18 protein-coding genes are annotated in these 17,116 nt (G+C 54.9%); 14 read left to right on the top strand and 4 right to left on the bottom strand.

Annotation, left to right across the window (positions count from 1 at the left end; all coding sequences use genetic code 11):
* The first annotated feature begins 30 nt into the window (after positions 1-30).
* From AB9F29_RS09680 to AB9F29_RS09665, 4 genes are read left to right on the top strand one after another with little or no spacing between them, the layout of a single operon-like run.
* Positions 31-930: a metal ABC transporter substrate-binding protein gene (locus AB9F29_RS09680; RefSeq protein WP_369755491.1), complete on the top strand. Its 900-nt coding sequence runs from the start codon at positions 31-33 to the stop codon at positions 928-930.
* The gene (locus tag AB9F29_RS09675; RefSeq protein ID WP_369755490.1) at positions 927-1,817 is read left to right on the top strand and encodes a manganese/iron ABC transporter ATP-binding protein; all 891 of its coding nucleotides are present in this window, start codon (positions 927-929) and stop codon (positions 1,815-1,817) included. Before AB9F29_RS09680 ends, AB9F29_RS09675 begins: the two co-directional genes overlap by 4 nt.
* The gene (locus AB9F29_RS09670) at positions 1,817-2,674 is read left to right on the top strand and encodes a metal ABC transporter permease (RefSeq protein WP_335584789.1); all 858 of its coding nucleotides are present in this window, start codon (positions 1,817-1,819) and stop codon (positions 2,672-2,674) included. The genes AB9F29_RS09675 and AB9F29_RS09670 overlap by 1 nt, the downstream gene beginning before the upstream one ends.
* Positions 2,671-3,498, top strand: coding sequence for a metal ABC transporter permease (locus tag AB9F29_RS09665; RefSeq protein ID WP_335584790.1), 828 nt, complete (start codon positions 2,671-2,673; stop codon positions 3,496-3,498). The genes AB9F29_RS09670 and AB9F29_RS09665 overlap by 4 nt, the downstream gene beginning before the upstream one ends.
* On the opposite strand, the gene AB9F29_RS09660 is transcribed toward AB9F29_RS09665, so the two are convergent.
* The gene (locus tag AB9F29_RS09660; RefSeq protein WP_335584791.1) at positions 3,495-4,073 is read right to left on the bottom strand and encodes a TetR family transcriptional regulator; all 579 of its coding nucleotides are present in this window, start codon (positions 4,071-4,073) and stop codon (positions 3,495-3,497) included. The genes AB9F29_RS09665 and AB9F29_RS09660 overlap by 4 nt on opposite strands.
* Positions 4,074-4,194: 121 nt before the next feature.
* Here AB9F29_RS09660 and AB9F29_RS09655 point away from each other — a divergent pair, with 121 nt between their 5' ends.
* The gene (locus tag AB9F29_RS09655) at positions 4,195-4,653 is read left to right on the top strand and encodes a (2Fe-2S)-binding protein (RefSeq protein ID WP_369755489.1); all 459 of its coding nucleotides are present in this window, start codon (positions 4,195-4,197) and stop codon (positions 4,651-4,653) included.
* A 1-nt stretch (position 4,654) separates the two neighbouring features.
* The gene (locus tag AB9F29_RS09650) at positions 4,655-6,898 is read left to right on the top strand and encodes a molybdopterin cofactor-binding domain-containing protein (protein WP_369755488.1); all 2,244 of its coding nucleotides are present in this window, start codon (positions 4,655-4,657) and stop codon (positions 6,896-6,898) included.
* Positions 6,899-6,968: 70 nt separating this feature from the next.
* On the opposite strand, the gene AB9F29_RS09645 is transcribed toward AB9F29_RS09650, so the two are convergent.
* Complete coding sequence (locus AB9F29_RS09645; RefSeq protein ID WP_369755487.1) at positions 6,969-8,360, bottom strand: DEAD/DEAH box helicase; 1,392 nt, start codon at positions 8,358-8,360, stop codon at positions 6,969-6,971.
* Positions 8,361-9,011: 651 nt separating this feature from the next.
* Here AB9F29_RS09645 and AB9F29_RS09640 point away from each other — a divergent pair.
* Entirely contained in the window at positions 9,012-9,995 is a 984-nt protein-coding gene (locus AB9F29_RS09640) for a GGDEF domain-containing protein (RefSeq protein ID WP_369755486.1), read from the top strand.
* On the opposite strand, the gene AB9F29_RS09635 is transcribed toward AB9F29_RS09640, so the two are convergent.
* Both AB9F29_RS09635 and AB9F29_RS09630 read right to left on the bottom strand, forming a co-directional pair.
* A complete protein-coding gene (locus tag AB9F29_RS09635) occupies positions 9,989-11,224 on the bottom strand; it encodes an HlyD family secretion protein (RefSeq protein WP_369755485.1) in 1,236 nt (411 codons plus the stop codon). The two genes, AB9F29_RS09640 and AB9F29_RS09635, sit on opposite strands and share 7 nt — an antisense overlap.
* Positions 11,217-11,594: a hypothetical protein gene (locus tag AB9F29_RS09630; RefSeq protein ID WP_335584797.1), complete on the bottom strand. Its 378-nt coding sequence runs from the start codon at positions 11,592-11,594 to the stop codon at positions 11,217-11,219. The genes AB9F29_RS09635 and AB9F29_RS09630 overlap by 8 nt, the downstream gene beginning before the upstream one ends.
* Before the next feature lie 407 nt (positions 11,595-12,001).
* On the opposite strand from AB9F29_RS09630, the gene AB9F29_RS09625 reads away from it, so the two are divergent.
* From AB9F29_RS09625 to AB9F29_RS09595, 7 genes are all read left to right on the top strand, one after another.
* Positions 12,002-12,394, top strand: coding sequence for a helix-turn-helix transcriptional regulator (locus AB9F29_RS09625; RefSeq protein ID WP_335584798.1), 393 nt, complete (start codon positions 12,002-12,004; stop codon positions 12,392-12,394).
* A 101-nt stretch (positions 12,395-12,495) separates the two neighbouring features.
* Entirely contained in the window at positions 12,496-14,013 is a 1,518-nt protein-coding gene (locus AB9F29_RS09620; RefSeq protein WP_369755484.1) for a sensor histidine kinase, read from the top strand.
* On the top strand, positions 14,010-14,618 hold the full coding sequence (locus AB9F29_RS09615) for a response regulator transcription factor (protein ID WP_369755483.1): 609 nt from the start codon (positions 14,010-14,012) through the stop codon (positions 14,616-14,618). Before AB9F29_RS09620 ends, AB9F29_RS09615 begins: the two co-directional genes overlap by 4 nt.
* Before the next feature lie 90 nt (positions 14,619-14,708).
* Positions 14,709-15,188, top strand: a complete 480-nt coding sequence (locus AB9F29_RS09610; RefSeq protein ID WP_369755482.1) for a heme-binding protein — start codon at positions 14,709-14,711, stop codon at positions 15,186-15,188.
* A 59-nt stretch (positions 15,189-15,247) separates the two neighbouring features.
* The gene (locus AB9F29_RS09605) at positions 15,248-15,913 is read left to right on the top strand and encodes an ankyrin repeat domain-containing protein (protein ID WP_369755481.1); all 666 of its coding nucleotides are present in this window, start codon (positions 15,248-15,250) and stop codon (positions 15,911-15,913) included.
* A 90-nt stretch (positions 15,914-16,003) separates the two neighbouring features.
* Positions 16,004-16,384, top strand: a complete 381-nt coding sequence (locus AB9F29_RS09600; RefSeq protein WP_369755480.1) for an antitoxin Xre/MbcA/ParS toxin-binding domain-containing protein — start codon at positions 16,004-16,006, stop codon at positions 16,382-16,384.
* The gene (locus AB9F29_RS09595; protein ID WP_369755479.1) at positions 16,344-17,108 is read left to right on the top strand and encodes an RES family NAD+ phosphorylase; all 765 of its coding nucleotides are present in this window, start codon (positions 16,344-16,346) and stop codon (positions 17,106-17,108) included. The genes AB9F29_RS09600 and AB9F29_RS09595 overlap by 41 nt, the downstream gene beginning before the upstream one ends.
* Positions 17,109-17,116 lie beyond the last annotated feature (8 nt).

The raw sequence follows: 17,116 nt of genomic DNA, 5'->3' as shown, positions 1-17,116 counted from the left end.
AGGTAACGAAATTCACCTCGGGGTAGGGCAATGCTGGCGCGAAAATCACTATGGGCGATCACATGTTTGGCGGCTTTTGCTGCGGCCACACCCATCACCGCAAAAGAGAAATTTAAGGCACTCACGACCTTTACTGTGATTGCAGATATGGCCAGAAACGTCGCTGGAGACGCCGCCGAAGTTGTATCGATCACTAAGCCCGGGGCGGAAATTCACGGCTATCAACCCACACCGCGCGACCTGATCAAAGCCCAAGACGCGGATTTAATTCTGTGGAACGGGATGAACTTGGAGCTGTGGTTTGAGCAGTTCATTGGCAACCTGAGCGATGTACCGGAGGCCATCCTAACCGAGGGCATCGTCCCGATGGATATCGTCGAGGGCGATTATCAGGGGCGCCCCAATCCACACGCATGGATGTCCCTCGAGAATGCGATGATTTACGTGGATAATATCGCTGCAGCTTTTGCTGAGCACGACCCCGAAAATGCGACGATTTATATGGAAAACGCACAGGCATATAAGGCGCAGCTCACGGCCGAAATTGCGCCGCTTCGCGACGGAATCCTCGCCATTCCAGAAGAGGATCGCTGGCTGGCGACGTGCGAAGGGGCCTTTAGTTATTTGATCCGTGACTACGGAATGAAGGAACTTTACCTCTGGCCGATCAACGCCGATCAAACGGGCACACCTCAGCAAGTGCGCAAGGTGATCGACGCGGTGCGCGCCAATAATGTGAAGGCGATTTTCTGCGAAAGTACGGTGAGTTCGGACCCCGCGAAACAGGTCGCTCGCGAGACGGGGACAGCTTTTGGCGGCGTTCTCTATGTGGACAGCCTGACCACAGCGGACGGCGACGTACCCACGTATATCGACCTTCTGCGCGTGACCTCGCAAACAATTCTGGACGGGTTGGGGGGTAATCAATGACCCTTACAAACGGCCAATCCTCCGGCATTCGCGCCCGCAACCTCACGGTGACTTATCGCAATGGTATGACTGCTTTGCGCGATGCGAGTTTTGAGATTCCCACCGGGACAATCACGGCGTTGGTCGGGGTTAATGGCGCTGGGAAATCCACTTTGTTTAAGGCCATTATGGGGTTCGTTCCTACGATTAAAGGCGATATTACCGTTCTAGGTCAGTCGGTTAAGTCGGCGTTGAAGCAGAATATCGTCGCCTATGTTCCACAGTCCGAAGAGGTGGATTGGTCGTTTCCGGTGCTGGTTGAAGATGTGGTTATGATGGGCCGCTTTGGCAAAATGGGCTTTTTGCGCATTGCTTCGTCAGCCGACAAAAAGGCCGTAACCGATGCCCTCTCGCGGGTCGGGATGGTCGATTATCGCTATCGTCAAATTGGGGAACTTTCGGGGGGACAGCGCAAACGGGTGTTCCTTGCCCGCGCCCTTGCTCAGGACGGAAAAGTCATTCTGCTGGACGAGCCTTTTACGGGCGTCGACGTCCAAACCGAAGATGCGATCACGGATTTGTTGCGGGAATTGCGCGCCGAAGGGCGGGTGATGTTGGTCTCCACGCACAATCTTGGGTCTGTCCCCGAATTTTGCGACCGGACCATTTTGGTCAAAGGCACAGTTATTGCGCATGGCCTCACCGAAGACACCTTCACACGCGCAAATCTTGAGGAAGCTTTCGGCGGCGTTTTGAGGCATTTTGTGTTGGGTGGTAAAGATTTGCACGATGATGACGATACCCGCCACGTGACCATCCTAACCGATGACGAGCGCCCCTTTGTCACCTATGATGATCGCGCCCAGACGGCGGCACCCGATCCTGAAATCGAGGGGAAAACCCCGTAATGGAAACGCTTTTGGTGCCGTTTACCTATGGGTATATGATCAACGCGATGTGGGTCAGCGCGCTTGTCGGCGGCATCTGTGCGTTCCTTTCGGCGTTTTTGATGCTTAAGGGGTGGTCGTTGATTGGCGACGCCCTCAGCCACTCGATCGTGCCCGGTGTTGCTGCCGCCTATATGATTGGTCTGCCCTTCGCGTTTGGTGCATTTCTGTCGGGTGGACTGGCCGCTGGGGCTATGCTTTTCCTCAACAATCGTACGGGGTTAAAGGAAGACGCGATCATCGGGATCATTTTTACATCCTTCTTTGGACTCGGGCTTTTCATGGTGTCGCTCTCGCCATCATCCGTCGATATTCAAACAATCACCTTGGGCAATATCCTCGCGATTACGCCTAGCGACACCCTGCAATTGGCGCTGATTGGCGGGATCACGTTTGTGATCCTTTTGGCAAAATGGAAAGACCTCATGGTGACGTTTTTCGACGAGAACCACGCTCGTTCCATTGGCTTGAACACCGGTGCCCTCAAGGTCTTGTTTTTCACACTTTTGTCGGCGTCCTGCGTTGCCGCGCTGCAAACTGTTGGCGCGTTTTTGGTGATCTCGATGGTCGTCACACCGGGTGCGACAGCCTATCTTTTAACCGACCGCTTTGGCTGGCTTTTAGTCATAAGTGTGGCGCTCGGGGCGGTCTGCGCCTTTGTGGGGGCCTATCTGTCCTTCTTCCTTGATGGTGCAACGGGCGGGATCATCGTTTCCTTGCAAGCCCTTGTTTTCCTTTTCGCTTTCTACTTCGCCCCCAAGCATGGGATGCGCGCGGCCCGTCGACGTGTCGCCGCTGAAATCGGGGGAAACACATGATCGATACCCTCCTGATGCCGTTTCAATTCGCGTTTATGCACAATGCGTTTTACATCGTTTTGATCGTCTCGGTACCCACGTCCTTACTGTCGTGTTTTCTGGTTCTCAAGGGGTGGTCCCTGATGGGCGACGCCGTAAGCCATGCGGTCCTTCCGGGGATTGTTCTGGCCTATATTGCGGGTATCCCGTTGATAATTGGCGCTTTTGTGGCGGGAATGACTTGCGCGCTGGCGACAGGATTTTTGGCCGATAATAGCCGTGTGAAACAGGATACGATCATGGGCGTCGTGTTTTCGGGCATGTTTGGCTTTGGGGTGGTGCTCTATACCAAGGTCAAAAGCGACGTCCATCTTGACCATATCCTGTTTGGAAACGTGCTTGGTGTCGGCCCCGAAGACCTGTGGACGGCGGGCATTGTTTCGCTGATTGTCTCGGCAATTCTCCTGATGAAATGGCGCGATTTTCTGTTGCACGCCTTTGATCCGATTCAGGCCAAGGCCTCCGGTTTGGCCGTCGGCTTTTTGCACTATGGGATGTTGGCAATTTTGTCGCTGACGATTGTGGCGACGCTCAAGGCTGCGGGCATTATTCTGGCGATTGCCCTGCTTATCTCCCCCGGTGCCATCGCGTTTTTGCTGACCCGACGCTTCGAATATATGCTGATGATTTCGGTGGCCGTCACTATGGTTTCGATGTGCTTTGGCCTTTATATCAGCGTCTTTATCGATAGCGCGCCAGCCCCGACCATTGTCTTGGTTTTGACCTTCGTTTTCATTGTGGTTTTTGTCGGGACTCAAATCCGAAATGCGCGGGTCACAACTTAGATTTTTGCGTCAACAATGCTTTGAATATTTTGCGCAAGGAGGCTGCGGACTTCGGTCGACGTATCCTCGCCCAAGGCGCTGATTTTGAACACGCGCCGCATCATATCATAGCCAAGCATGACCGACACCAGCAGGCCTGTTTTGGCCCTGCGCATTTTTGGATCAATGTCCGGGAATCGGCTTGCTAAAACGTCGTTAAAGGTCGCTTCTAGAGCCTCGGAAATAACCCGCACGGAGTGTTCGCTCGAGGTTGATCGCAAGATCGCGAGCGTGGGGTCATAGCCTTCTTTTTTGACGGGATGGGCGAGGAAATAATCGGCTATCCGTTGGCCCAAAGTGTTCATATCCCCGTCGAAAATTTCTTCGAGGTGCAAATGTTCAATGATTGCGGCCTTAAAAAGCCCATCTTTGGAGCCGAAATACCGATTGATGAGGGCGACGTTGACCCCTGCAACCCCCGCGATTTCGCGCAGTCCCGCGCCATCATATCCGTTATCCGTAAACACACGACGTGCGGCCACAAGGATCGCTTCTTGCGTGGCATTCGCGTTTCGTTTGCGGGGAGGGAGTGTCATGGAATTAGGGTCCCGCTTTCTTGTAAACAGGTGTTTACTTGCTTTGTCTTGTATGTAAACATATGCTTACTTCTAGCAGGCCCGCTCAACTTCACAAGTGTAAAAAGTCGGAGATACTTTGATGAAACTTTTGGTAAATGGAACCGTCCATGACCTGGATGTCGAAGAGGACATGCCCCTCTTGTGGGTGTTGCGCGATGAACTCGGCATCACTGGTCCCAAATACGGCTGTGGCATTTCACAATGCGGCGCATGTTCGGTCCATATCGACGGCGAATTGGTCAAATCCTGTCAGGTTGCCGCGATGGATGTTGAGGGCGAGGTTACAACAATCGAGGGGCTGGGAACGCCAGATTTGATGCACACCGTTCAGGCCGCTTGGGTCACACATCAAGTGGCGCAATGCGGCTATTGCCAGTCGGGGCAAATCATGGCGGCAGCCGCGCTGTTGTCCCAGAATGCTGCGCCAACTGATGACGAAATCGACGAAGGCATGTCCGCAAACCTCTGTCGCTGCGGCACCTATCCACGCATACGCGCTGCTGTGAAAACGGCTGCATTACAAATGAAAGGCGTTTAAAATGAGTCGCGCTGGAAAAATTGCGCGCCGCACGTTCCTGATCGGGTCGGCGGCGATTGTTGGTGGTGTGGCTTTTGGCTTTTACCAATACAAAAAACCCATCACAAACCCGCTTTTGGACGGGCTGACGGATGGCGAAGCGGCACTCACGCCCTATGTGCGCATTGATGCCGACGGCGTCACAATCATCACGCCGCGCACCGATATGGGGCAGGGAGCCTACTCCATTCAAGCGGCAATGGTGGCCGAAGAATTGGACATCGCATGGCAGGATATCAAGGTCGATCCCGGTATGCCGAGCCCCGCTTATTTTAACGGCGCGGTTCTGGGCGAGGGGATGCCGTTTCCGGCAACGGACGATGGTTTTGTGGCCACCAATGCTCGCGCATTTGGCCATGTTTTGGGCAAGCTTCTGGGGGTTCAGATCACTGGTGGATCTTCGACGGTCCCTGATGGATACGAAAAACTACGCATCGCAGGGGCCGTTGCCCGCGAGACGTTAAAGGCTGCCGCCGCCGCACAGACGGGCCAATCTGTGGCCTCCATGAATACCGAAAATGGCGCGGTTATTCTGGCGGACGGAACCCGTATTAGCTATGTGGATTTGGCCGCAGAGGCCGCCAACGTTACGCTTGTACAAGAGATCACTTTGCGGCCAGATACCGAGTGGAAGTACCTCGGAAAAGATATGCAGCGCATTGATATCGTCGCAAAATCGACGGGTACGCTTCCCTATGGTATCGATATGGAAATGGACGGTATGGTCTATGCGACCGTGCGCACAAATCCGCGTCTTGGCGGGGCGGTATTGGGGTATGACGACAGCGAGGCAAAAGCCGCGCGCGGTGTCCTCAAGGTTGTGCCTATCACTGGCGGCGCAGGCGTCATCGCCGACAATACATGGCGCGCGTTTGCGGCGGCGGATATGATTTCCTTTGACTGGGGCCCCGCACCTTATCCTGCCGAACAGGATGCTTTGTGGGAGGCCGTTGGTGCGTCTTTCACAAAGGAGTATCAGGACAGTCAGTTCAAAGATGAGGGCGATGTTGAGGCCGATTTGGCCAAAGGTGACGTGCTTGAAGCGACCTATCGCATTCCTTATTTGGCGCATGCGCCGCTCGAGCCGATGAACGCAACCGTCCTTTTGAAAGACGGGCGTTTGGATGTCTGGACAGGCACCCAAGCCCCTACCTTTGCGCTTGCCAAAATTGCAAAAACCTTTGGCATTGAGGCGGAAAATATCTTTCTGCATGCGTTGAGTGTTGGCGGTAGTTTCGGTCGCCGTTTAGAGGATGATTTTATCGTGCAGGCGGTCGAATTGGCCGTCGCTTATCCAAATGTTCCGATCAAAATGACGTGGACCCGCGAAGAAGATATGACGCATGATTTCCCGCGCCCGATGCAAATGTCACACGCGAGTGGCCGTGTCGAAGATGGTAAAGTCGCGTGTTTGGATTTGGGAATTGCGGCGCAATCCGTGACGGCCTCGCAAATGGGGCGTGCGGGAATGTCCGTACCGGGCCCAGATATCGCGATTGTTGCGGGCGCGTGGGATCAACCCTATGCCATCCCGAATTATCGCGTCACGGGCTATCGCGTTCCCGAGCTTTTACCGGTGAGTTCTTGGCGTTCGGTTGGGGCGTCGGGCAACGGCTTTTTGCACGAAGGGTTTCTGGACGAGTTGATCCACGCTGCGGGGGCCGATCCGTTGCAAGAGCGCTTGCGTTTGTGTTCGGATGACGTGTCGCGCAAGGTGCTGGAAGCGGTTGGCGAGATGTCGAACTGGGGCGCAGAAATGGGCGAGGGACGCGGGCGCGGCGTGGCGTTTAACTTGTCCTTTGGAGTTCCGGTGGCGGAGGTTGTTGAGGTGACGCAAACCCCCGACGGGATCAGAATCGATAAGGTTTTTGTTGCCGCCGATGTGGGCCGCGTGCTTGATCCGATCAACTTTGAGAACCAAGTTCAAGGTGGCGTTATTTGGGGGCTGAGCCATGCGATCATGGCGGAGCTGACCTATTCGGACGGTGTCGCCGACCAGAATAATTTCGATGGGTTCGAGGCCATGCGCCTTTTCCAAGCGCCCGAAATTATCGTGCGTGGCCTTGAAAACGGCACGAAAATTCGAGGTATTGGAGAGCCTGCAGTGCCGCCCGCGGCGCCCGCTTTGGCCAATGCGATTTTTGCGGCCACGGGGCAACGCATTCGCGAACTTCCCCTGTATAATCACATTGATTTTGTAAGCTAAGACGCAGAAATACTTGTGTAAAAGAAAACCCCGCGAAAGGAAAACTTTCGCGGGGTTATTTGTTTGAGATTTAGGAAGAAACGCGGGAGCGACGTTGGCCGCCTGCACCTGCGCCAGCACCGCCGCCGCCACTGCGACGTGGTTTGCCACCGGCACCGCCGCCGCCATTTGGCCGCCCTTGGCCGCCACCGTTTCCGCCGCCGCCATTGGAGCGACGTTGGCCGCCACCAGCACCACCAGCGCCGCCACCGGCACCGCCGCCGCTTGCGCGACGACCACCGCCACCAAATCCACGGCCACCGCCGCCACCTGGTTTTTTGGCAGGGGTTTCATTTTCCCATGCACGGCCACTCGCGATTGGAAGCGGGCTTCCGGTTACTTTTTCGATTCCGCGCAATTCGCCCATTTCCGCCGACGAGCAGAACGCAACCGCTTGACCGGAGGCACCAGCACGGGCCGTGCGGCCAATACGGTGCACATAGTTTTCTGAAACATTGGGCAGGTCGTAGTTATAGACATAGCCTACGCCTTGGATGTCGATGCCGCGCGCCGCAACATCGGTCGCAACGAGCACTGTGATTTTGCCCTCTTTGAATTCTTTGATCGCACGGTCACGTTGACCTTGGCTTTTGTTGCCGTGGATGGAACCCGCGGTAAACCCAGCAGCACACAGGCTTTTCATCAGTTTTTCCGCACTGTGTTTTGTGCGCATAAAGACCAGCGAAAGCTCTTCTTTGTGAGTGCCGAGAAGCTCAACCAGCAAGCTTTGTTTCGCGCTTTGGGCGACATAATGCACGGATTGCGTGACTTTGTCGGCTGTTTGACCTGGACGCGAAACTTCAACACGCACGGGGTTGTCCAAATAGGCGCGCGCAAGTTCGTTCATTTGTTTTGGCATCGTGGCCGAGAACAACATTGTTTGACGCTCTTTTGGCAAGAGGGGCGCAATGCGGCGCAGCGCGTGGATAAAGCCAAGGTCAAGCATTTGGTCGGCTTCGTCGAGCACAAGGTAATGTGTGGTGCTCAGATTTACGGCGCGACGGTCGATAAGGTCGATCAAACGGCCCGGAGTGGCGATCAAAAGATCAAGTCCGCGGGTCATCATTTCGATCTGACGGTTGATGGAAACACCACCCACAACGAGACCAACTTTAATGTGGCTGCCTTTGGTGAAGGCGCTCAGGTTGTCGGCGATTTGCTTGGCCAATTCACGCGTTGGCGCAAGGATAAGGCCAGCAGCATGTTTCGGCGCAGGTTTAACGCCTGTCTTAGTCAAGGCGTGGATAAGGGGCAGACCGAAGGCCGCCGTTTTGCCAGTACCGGTTTGGGCAAGGCCCATCACATCGCGGCCATTCATGGCGTGCGGGATGGCTTGGGATTGAATTGGAGTTGGGGTTTTAATGCCCAGCTCGTCTAGTTTTTGTACGAGACGGGGGGCAAGGCCCAGCATGTCGAAATCCATTGGATAGTCCTTTCGCGGGAAAACCCGCTAAACGGCATCGCCAATTGGCGTGCCGAAAATACAAATGCGCCAGCCCAATAGGACTAGCGAAGGCGTTAGGGTTGCGTTTGAAGCCAAAGGCGTGGCCGAATGCCGACCTATGTCCAAACGACGGCCCCCCCGCGTGATGTGGGAAACTTTTTGCTTACACTGCGCTCTTCGCGGATCGCGAATCTCTGCTCACGCGGCAGAACGCTTGTGTAGGGGGTATGTGGGCGCTCTCGACTTCAAAGTCAAGAGCGTGTCTTTTTAAGCCATTTCCCAGTATAGCGCCTACGTCTTGATCACTTTGCTGGAAGGCCTTCGCGAGAACTCGCCTATAAAACGGCCCGCGCTTGGTCAATTTTGAGACACGTGCTAAAGGTGTGGGCATGTGTTAAGAGCCTAAATCCGTTTGGCAAAATCACTAAGTCGAATTCTATCAAGTTAAGGTGTTATGGGCTTATTAAATTTTAGTCGATCCAGTGATGTTTTAAGTGTATTTTTGAATGGTGTAGGTGAAGTGTTAATCATCGTGGACAGTATCGCAGCCAAATTCTTCAGGATCTCGACAGGTATGGCCAGCGAGAGAGATTTTGAGCGACTTAGCCCTTCTAAAGCGAGGGCGCGCGTATGAACGCGGGCGGGAGTTATTACCAAAAAGTAGCTAATGCCTATGCTGGCGCGACCGTCATCGTTGACCTTGATGGTAAAATCGTTGCGGTGAATAATGCAGCCAATGAGAAGTTCGCGTTTAATCTCGGAGATGACTTTTGTGCGTCCTTTATGGACCCTCAGGCCGCGTTGCTCGGCTTGCAAGAAAGTGCAGCCCCAAACGCAAACCACCTCTTTCAAATCAAGTTGGCAGGGCAGGAGACCTTGGCCATATTTGGTACAGGTGTGGTGCCGGAACCATCACAGAGCTTTCGGGGGAAACCAAGTGTCCTGCTTCGCCTTGAGACACAAAGCGCCCTTTCGGCACGGTTCACAAGCTCGCCCACAGATGGCCTTGAAGACCTCAATCAGCGTTTGCGTTTTGAAATTGAGCGCCGTTTGAAGCTAGAAATGGAGAATGCGACCCTCGAAGAAAAGGTGAAACGCGACCCGAAAACCTCCCTTTTGACGCGCGGCGGAATGGACAAGGCCTTGCGGGCGCATGTTCAGGAAACACCTGATGTGCCGCTGATTATGATTTATCTCGACCTGAATGGTTTCAAAACCATCAACGATAACCTTGGCCATGACGCAGGCGATCTAGCGATTGCCGAGGTCGGGCGCATCCTCAAGGAAAACCTGCGCCAAGACGACATTGCGGCCCGTTTAGGAGGCGATGAATTCGCGGTTGTCCTGAAAGGGGCGCAAAACCGTGCCCAGATCCAACAATTCGTCCTCCGGCTACATGATCTTATTTGCGAGCCGTTTGACTATACCGACCCTTTGACCAAGCAAGTCCATCTCATTGATCTGAGTTTTTCGGCGGGTGTGGCCAAGTATCCCAGCGATACAAAGGATGTCGGGTTGCTTACAGTCTTTGCGGATCGTGCGATGTATTCGGCAAAGGCGCGGGGGGTTCCGTCGGAGAATTTCACCAATATTCGCCCCCTAAGACCTCAGTGACCCCCTGATAGAACTAGGGTGCGGACAGGCAACAACAATGCCTGCGACCGCAGCAAAATTGCATGCACCAACGCCAAGGTATCGGTGACATGGTAAAACGTTTTCATACCAAACCCCAAGGTGCCGGAGGCAATCAGATCGTGGTGGTTTGAATAGAGGTTGGCGATGCAATTGCTCCCCGAAATAATACCATCAGTATGTCCCTCATAGAGGGGTGTCAGTTCGACCGTTATCGTGCCGGGGCGGACGACGTCTTGGGTGTCTATAAGGCGATCGCTCGGGCGGAACTGGCCCGAAGCAATGACATCCTGAACGCGGGACACAAACATTGGAATAACGGTGAAGGGTTTTGAAGCACAGGTGATTTCCGCGATCATACCCTCTTTTATAACGCCGGCGGATATCTGGCCAAATCCGGCGATGAATGAGCCTTCGTTATCACTTTCGGGGACCATAATGCCAGCGGGGCGGAACATCGGATTCACGATATCTCCGACTTGCAGCGCCAGTTGGAAAATAGTGGCATCCACGCCAGCACTGATGAGGGTTTTGTCGAGCGCCACTTGGGCTTCAACAACATGTGACAGGGCGCTCTCTTTTTGGGCGGGAAGGACGAGGTCGCGTTGGGTGATTACCCCATCGCGATTTGCAACTGCGGCATCATATGTGGCAACCTTGGTCGCCAAAAGTTGTGTTAAAGTGTCGAGTTCCTTGTCTGTAACCACGTCGGGATTGCGTTTGTAAATGTCCTGTTTACGTTGCAACTCATTGGCGGTTTGGTCTCGGCTGGCTTGGGCTTGGGCAATCGTGGCTTCCGCCACGGCAAGCTGGGACACGACCAAAATAAGCGCAGCATCAACCTCGGAAACTGTACTTTTTGCCGCCTCAAGATTGGCCACTTGCATGGAATCGTCGATTTTGAAAATCGGATCGCCTTGCTTCACTTCTTGGCCTGTTGTCACATAAATTTCCGTCACACGGCCATTGGATTCTGGAAGAATAGAAATGGTGCGATAAAACGACGACACATTGGTCGTGGAGGGGTGGTAGTAAAAGATGATGGTGATCAACGTAAGGGTCAGAATTGCGCAGGCCGTGATGCCATAACGCAGGACATACCATACCGAAAACAGCGTGATTTCATGGCCGATACGCTTGCCCTGACCATAGCGGCGGTACAGGTAATCGGGCAGGATTGTGATCAAGGAGCAGCCGATAACTTCAAACATTTTTCGTGCCCCCATTTTTGGATATGCGAAGCAACGAGCGCGCCATTGAGCGGAAAGGGGTTAGGAAATCGGGGAGGGTCACCGTGGCCAAAACCAGAGCCGCAACCCAAAAATAACCGTTGTGGGTAAAGAGGGCCAAAAGCGACAAAGCCCCGATAACCTGAAGCTGGTTGCCGCGCTTTTCTTCGGCAAGGGACTCGGGAATAGAATGGAGTTTGAAGTAGAACACCCCAAGCGCAAGGATCAGTCCAAGAACGAAAACAGTTACGACGGTAAACATTTGATCTGTGCCCCCCGGAGGAACGATAAAATAGGGCAAATGTTCAGTGGCCGCCGGATTGAGGGCAAGGCCAGTGGGAGGGTTGGACATGGGGGTTCCTCGTTTTGATTTGCCACTTTAGTGCGCGACTAGTTGGCCGTTGTCTATCTTTATAACCAATATCAAGGGTTTGGTAGCATGTTTTTATGGAGTCTCAATTCACCACTCTTGCTGTGAATTCGAGTGGGTATGCCGCCAGCGCATCGGGCAATCTAGGTTGAAATAGGTCACAGCCCCCGCAGGCCGCGCAGGGCAAATTCCGGAAGGCGTAATTGCGCTCAATCCCCTGCCTGTCGCACTGGCGGGCAGGGGTCTTCAAAACGGGCTAATATCCCCTCAGTTTGAGGGCGTTGCCGCTGCCAGATGCTCCAATGAAACGCGCGGCGAACTTGAATTTTGAGGCATAGTAGGTTAGGGAGGGTGTACTGTAACAATACAGTCCAAACGCGGAGCCCGTCGTGTCCACCATAAACCTTGAGAATACCGACCAATTCAACGAAACCGTCGCCACATTCGGCGACCGGCTTGAAGCCGCGCGCGAGGCCAAAGGGCTGACTGTGGAAGGTCTGGCGGGGAAGATTGGTGTCGAAGCCAGCAGCGTCGAAGCATGGGAAAACGATGCCGACTCGCCGCGCGCAAATCGCATCCAGATTTTGGCAGGATTGTTGAACGTGTCCATGGTCTGGTTGATCAGCGGCGAAGGCAATGGCACCAGCCACGTTGCGGACACATATGATCGCCCCGCTGGCGTGAATGACGCTCTGGGCGAAATTGCACAGATGAAAGCAACACTGACGGGCGTACTCGACAAGCTCGACAAGCTCGAAAAACGCCTGCAAGAAATCGATTGATCTCCCGTTAGTTTGCCCCGTGGAAACGCTTGCGTTCCATTGTGCGCCGTAACCGTAGAAATACGGATTGGCGAATTGTGGGCCACATGCGATGAAGACGGATGAAAACGGCGCGCACATCTTTTGAAAATATCTGGCGAACCCTTGTGCTTTGGGGTGTTATTTTGGCTCTAACCGTTGCGGCCTTGGCGCTGTTTGAGCGGCAGAGGCTGGTGCGCGAGCTGACGGTCAAGAGCGCAACGCTGCACCGTTTGGCGTCTCAGCGCGCCGATCAGCATGACGCACATTTAACGTCCCTTTCTGCGATTTTTGTTGCTGGGGGAGCCGAGCGGCAGGACTTATTCTTGGATGTCACGGCGACAATCAAGCGCTTTTACCCACGCATTCTTTCAGTGGATGTGGTCCCGTTTGACCCATCTGAAGTGGGCATTCAATCGCTCCCGCGCCTAGAGGTTGGGACTGCCGCGCTTATCCGCGAGATGGCCCAAAACTCAAATGGCGCGTTGCAGTTGCACCAGATGCCCGCGCGACCGACACAATATTTATTGGTGAAACGCAGCCCCAATACAGATGCAGCGCGGCACGCTCTCGCACTGGTCATCGACGCAAATGCGCTGGTGGCGTCGGAGGATCCATTTTGGGAGCGGCCCTCTGTCTCGCGCCGAATTTCAACACCAGAAGGAGACGTATTGACGGGAACAATCGCGCCCGGCGGTGCCGGTTTCTCCATGCCCCTCGGGAGCGCGTCACAGCCATTGATCCTTGAAACATCGCTTGCGATACGCTTGGCTGACCTGTTGTCCGTGGGGAAAACCATTGCGGCAATCACTGGGGTTTCGACGTTATTTTTATTGATACTCCTTGGCCTTAAACAACGTGCCCGCCGGGAGGACGCCGAAAGTCGTGCCCAATTGAGCGCGCAAGAAACCCGATTGGCCCATGCGTCGCGCGTCAATGCGATGGGTGAAATGGCCAGCGGAATGGCGCATGAATTGGCGCAACCCCTGACCGCAATTTTGAGCCAAGTGCAAGCAGGGCGCCACTTGGTCCGGCAGGGGGACACTGGGCGGTTGGCGCAAGTTTTGGACGATACGGTGACGCAGGCTCAAAGGGCGTCCGACATCCTTGATCGCCTCAGAAAATGGAGCAAACCCAATCGTGCCGCGCCCACGGCCTGCGCCCTGCATGACGCGGTGCATAGCGTTGATCGGCTGCTGGCGCTGGAAGTAAAAACCGTCGGGGCCACCATTTTGTTGCAGCTTTCGAAGGAGCCGATTTTTATTGTCGCGGACCCAGTTGAGGTGGAACAGGTAGTGTTTAATCTGGTGCGTAATGCACTTGATGCCTCAGACCACCCGAAAATTACGATCAGAACGCAGATCTCTCAAGGGCGGGCGATTTTGGAAGTTTTGGACGATGGCCCTGGTGTTCCACCTGACCTTAGGTCACGTATTTTTGAGCCTTTTGTAACGGGGAAGCGCGACGGAACGGGCCTTGGGCTGGCGCTCTGTCAACGACTGGTCGAAGAGATGAGTGGCGATTTGGAACTTGCCGCTGACACGCCGCAAACAACATTCCGCCTGTCCATCCCTCTCGCATCCCCTCGAGGTTCCTTATGAAAAACTATGTCTATCTCGTGGATGATGACGAGGCCGTGCGCAAGGCGTTGACCCTTTTGCTTGAGACCGTTGGCTTGAATGTGCGCAGCTTTGGCTCGCCTGAGATCTTCCTAAATCAAGCGGCGAGCCTCGATCCGGGATGTCTTATTCTTGATATTCGGATGCCCGCGATCTCTGGCTTGAAACTACAGGAAAAACTGCGGGAACACGGGATAAACTGGCCCACGGTGGTGATCAGTGGCCATGGCGATATTGAGGCCTGTAGGCGAGCGTTTCGCAACGGCGCGATGGATTTTTTGAGCAAACCCGTGGATGAGCATGACTTGATTGATGCGATTCAAAAAGGACATGCCGAACTTGAAGCTCAAGAGCAGGTTTCAGCAGAGCGGGCCGAAGCTTTGGCGCTGGTCCATCACCTCTCAGTGCGAGAACAGGAAGTGCTTGGGATGATCGCCAAGGGGTTGACCACCAAGCAAATGGCCGACGCACTCAGCCTGTCGCCGCGCACCGTCGAAAGCCACCGCGCCGCGATTGCGGCCAAGGCGGGCACCTCATCGGCGGCGGAATTGACGCGGTATTGGCTGGAGGCGCAGGCAGGTCCGTAGAACTACGGATATCCCTGCGGCGGCTACGAATGGCGCGATGCAGACACAAGATTTAGGGTGAGGGCATCAGTCGAACAAAAGGAAAATCCAATGATCCGTACAATCGCTCTTGTCGCCTTTCTCGCCCCTGTCGCCTCCTTCGCACAGGACTTGCCAACCGCGCCCTATCTGCCGCTCGACATGGCCACCAAAGCCGCTCAAACCGCCGTCGACGCCTGCACCGCCGAAGGTTACAACGTCAGCGTCGCGATCGTCGCCCGCAGTGGTGTAACCAAAGTGATCTTGCGGGCCGACAACGCAGGGCCACACACGGTTGGCAGCAGCACGGGTAAAGCCTTCACCTCCGCAAGTCTTGGCCGTGACTCGGCTGGTTTGGCCGATTTCATCGGTGGCAATCCACAAAATGACGGTTTGCGCGATATGGATAACCGTCTAGTTATTCAAGCGGGTGGCCTCCCGATCAAGATCGGCGGCGCTTTGGTCGGTGGGATCGGTGTTGGTGGCGCTCCCTCGGGGGACATTGACGCGAATTGCGCACGGGCTGGCCTTGACGTCATCAACGCGGAATAAGCCAAAGACGGCCCGCTCCTACCAAGCGGTGGGCCACTGCTTTTTAAAAGGGGATCTATATGCTGCGCTCTCTGGTTTTTTCTGCCTCCTTGGTGCTGTTCGGTGCCGCCCATGCACAAACCGCCCCATCGCGTTCGGATGTTGCGTCCTATGATGGCCTGCATCGTGCGGCGCATGAAGGGCAGGCGGGTGAGATTGCCCGTTTGGTCGCGGCGGGTGCCGACCCGAACGTGCGGGATCCCGCTGGCCGCACCCCTGCACATGTTGCCGCTTTTGCCTCTCACGACAACGCGCTTACGGCCTTGGCGCAGGGGGGCGCCGACATGAATGCGTTGGAAGATGGTGTCTATGATGTGGTGACAATTGCGGCGGTCGCCGACGATCCCGGCATGGTGTCTTTGGCCATGAGCCTTGGCAATAAGGCGGATTTGATCACCAGCGTTTATGAAGGCACAGCCCTGATTGCGGCGGCACATCTGGGTCATGCCGAAGTCGTCGCGCGTCTTGTCGCGGGGGGTGCCCCGCTCGATCACATCAATAATCTTGGATGGACTGCCGTGATGGAAGCGGTGGTTTTGGGAAATGGCGGTGCGGATCACGTCCGTACCGTTCAGATACTCGTTGAAGCCGGAGCGGACACTTCCCTCTCGGACCGCGACGGCGTCACTCCCTTACAACATGCGAGATCACGAGGGTACGCGGAGATTGTTAGCCTGCTTGAGTGATTATCAGGAGGTGGCATTTTGTCAGCTCTATATTGACCTTTCTGTAGAAATATGTTTAATATAATATTCCTACAGAAAGGAATGGCATTTATGAACACCATCCAAAGACTGGCCTCTGTTCCAAGTCGTGAGGCGATTTTGACTAAGGCTACGACCCGTGCCGCCGCACGCCTCGGTCTGTCTGGCCGATTTCTGGCAGATGTGCTTGGGGTTTCCGAAGCGCAGGTGTCGCGGTTTAAAAACGGCGAAGCCACTCTTGCCCAAAATACGAAATCATTCGAACTTGCCGCGCTCCTCGTGCGGGTTTTCCGTTCGCTTGACGCGATTGTTGGCGGGGATGATCGCGTGGCCTGTACGTGGCTGAAATCAGAAAACACGGCCTTGGGCGCACAGCCTTTGGAACGCATGACCTCAATACAAGGATTGATGGATGTCGTCACCTATCTGGACACCCGCCGCGCTCCAATCTGAGGTTCAGCCGATTGACAGCACCGCGTGGCGTCTTGTTGAGGCGCAACACGTCGTGTCGACATTAAGCCTCGTGGACAGCTTGGAAGAGCAAGCGATGCTTGAGGATATTCTGGAAACAACCAAACCGCCGTTGCCCAAGGACTGTAAGGGGCTGGATTACCTTCTGGCGACGCCGTTCCGCTACAGGCCCTATCCGTATGGGTCGCGGTTCCGTCGCGCAGGCCTCACAAAGGGCGTTTGGTATGGGTCCGAAGCCGCGGAAACGGCCCTTGCCGAAATGGTCTTTTACCGGTTTTTGTTCTACGCCGAGAGTCCGAAAACGCCGTTTCCCGACAATCCAGCAGATTACACGGCGTTTTCCGCCGCACTTTCAAGCGAACGCGCGCTTGATTTGACGACGGGTGGCCTCAAAGCGGATGCCGCAGATTGGCAGCACCACACGGATTACACTTCCTGCCAAAACATTGCGGACACCGCGCGGGCAATCAACGTGGGCATCCTTCGGTTTGCCTCGGTGCGTGATCCCTCCAAAGGGGCAAATTTCGCGGTTTTGGACTGTCGAGCCTTTCGGAATAGCTCACCTCTGGATCGGCAAACGTGGCGTATCCGTATTTCTCGAACGGGGGCACAGGCCGTTCGGGATTACCCGCGACTTGGGCTTGAGTTTCCTCAGACGGCTTTTAACGATGACCCACGCGTTGCCGGAATGGTTTGGGAGAGATAGGCATTTAC

The sequence above is a fragment of the Falsihalocynthiibacter sp. S25ZX9 genome, from assembly GCF_041205405.1.
Taxonomy (GTDB): domain Bacteria; phylum Pseudomonadota; class Alphaproteobacteria; order Rhodobacterales; family Rhodobacteraceae; genus Falsihalocynthiibacter; species Falsihalocynthiibacter arcticus.
This window is presented reverse-complemented; position numbering and strand designations above follow the sequence as displayed.

Excerpts from the sequence above, each read along its gene's own strand:
- AB9F29_RS09615 (WP_369755483.1), top strand. The coding sequence starts at position 14,010 with ATGAAAAACTATGTCTATCTCGTGGATGATGACGAGGCCGTGCGCAAG.
- AB9F29_RS09600 (WP_369755480.1), top strand. The coding sequence starts at position 16,004 with ATGAACACCATCCAAAGACTGGCCTCTGTTCCAAGTCGTGAGGCGATT.
- AB9F29_RS09665 (WP_335584790.1), top strand. The coding sequence starts at position 2,671 with ATGATCGATACCCTCCTGATGCCGTTTCAATTCGCGTTTATGCACAAT.
- AB9F29_RS09675 (WP_369755490.1), top strand. The coding sequence starts at position 927 with ATGACCCTTACAAACGGCCAATCCTCCGGCATTCGCGCCCGCAACCTC.
- AB9F29_RS09670 (WP_335584789.1), top strand. The coding sequence starts at position 1,817 with ATGGAAACGCTTTTGGTGCCGTTTACCTATGGGTATATGATCAACGCG.
- AB9F29_RS09610 (WP_369755482.1), top strand. The coding sequence starts at position 14,709 with ATGATCCGTACAATCGCTCTTGTCGCCTTTCTCGCCCCTGTCGCCTCC.
- AB9F29_RS09650 (WP_369755488.1), top strand. The coding sequence starts at position 4,655 with ATGAGTCGCGCTGGAAAAATTGCGCGCCGCACGTTCCTGATCGGGTCG.
- AB9F29_RS09595 (WP_369755479.1), top strand. The coding sequence starts at position 16,344 with ATGTCGTCACCTATCTGGACACCCGCCGCGCTCCAATCTGAGGTTCAG.
- AB9F29_RS09635 (WP_369755485.1), bottom strand. The coding sequence starts at position 11,224 with ATGTTTGAAGTTATCGGCTGCTCCTTGATCACAATCCTGCCCGATTAC.
- AB9F29_RS09645 (WP_369755487.1), bottom strand. The coding sequence starts at position 8,360 with ATGGATTTCGACATGCTGGGCCTTGCCCCCCGTCTCGTACAAAAACTA.
- AB9F29_RS09630 (WP_335584797.1), bottom strand. The coding sequence starts at position 11,594 with ATGTCCAACCCTCCCACTGGCCTTGCCCTCAATCCGGCGGCCACTGAA.
- AB9F29_RS09605 (WP_369755481.1), top strand. The coding sequence starts at position 15,248 with ATGCTGCGCTCTCTGGTTTTTTCTGCCTCCTTGGTGCTGTTCGGTGCC.
- AB9F29_RS09655 (WP_369755489.1), top strand. The coding sequence starts at position 4,195 with ATGAAACTTTTGGTAAATGGAACCGTCCATGACCTGGATGTCGAAGAG.
- AB9F29_RS09640 (WP_369755486.1), top strand. The coding sequence starts at position 9,012 with ATGAACGCGGGCGGGAGTTATTACCAAAAAGTAGCTAATGCCTATGCT.
- AB9F29_RS09660 (WP_335584791.1), bottom strand. The coding sequence starts at position 4,073 with ATGACACTCCCTCCCCGCAAACGAAACGCGAATGCCACGCAAGAAGCG.
- AB9F29_RS09620 (WP_369755484.1), top strand. The coding sequence starts at position 12,496 with ATGAAAACGGCGCGCACATCTTTTGAAAATATCTGGCGAACCCTTGTG.
- AB9F29_RS09680 (WP_369755491.1), top strand. The coding sequence starts at position 31 with ATGCTGGCGCGAAAATCACTATGGGCGATCACATGTTTGGCGGCTTTT.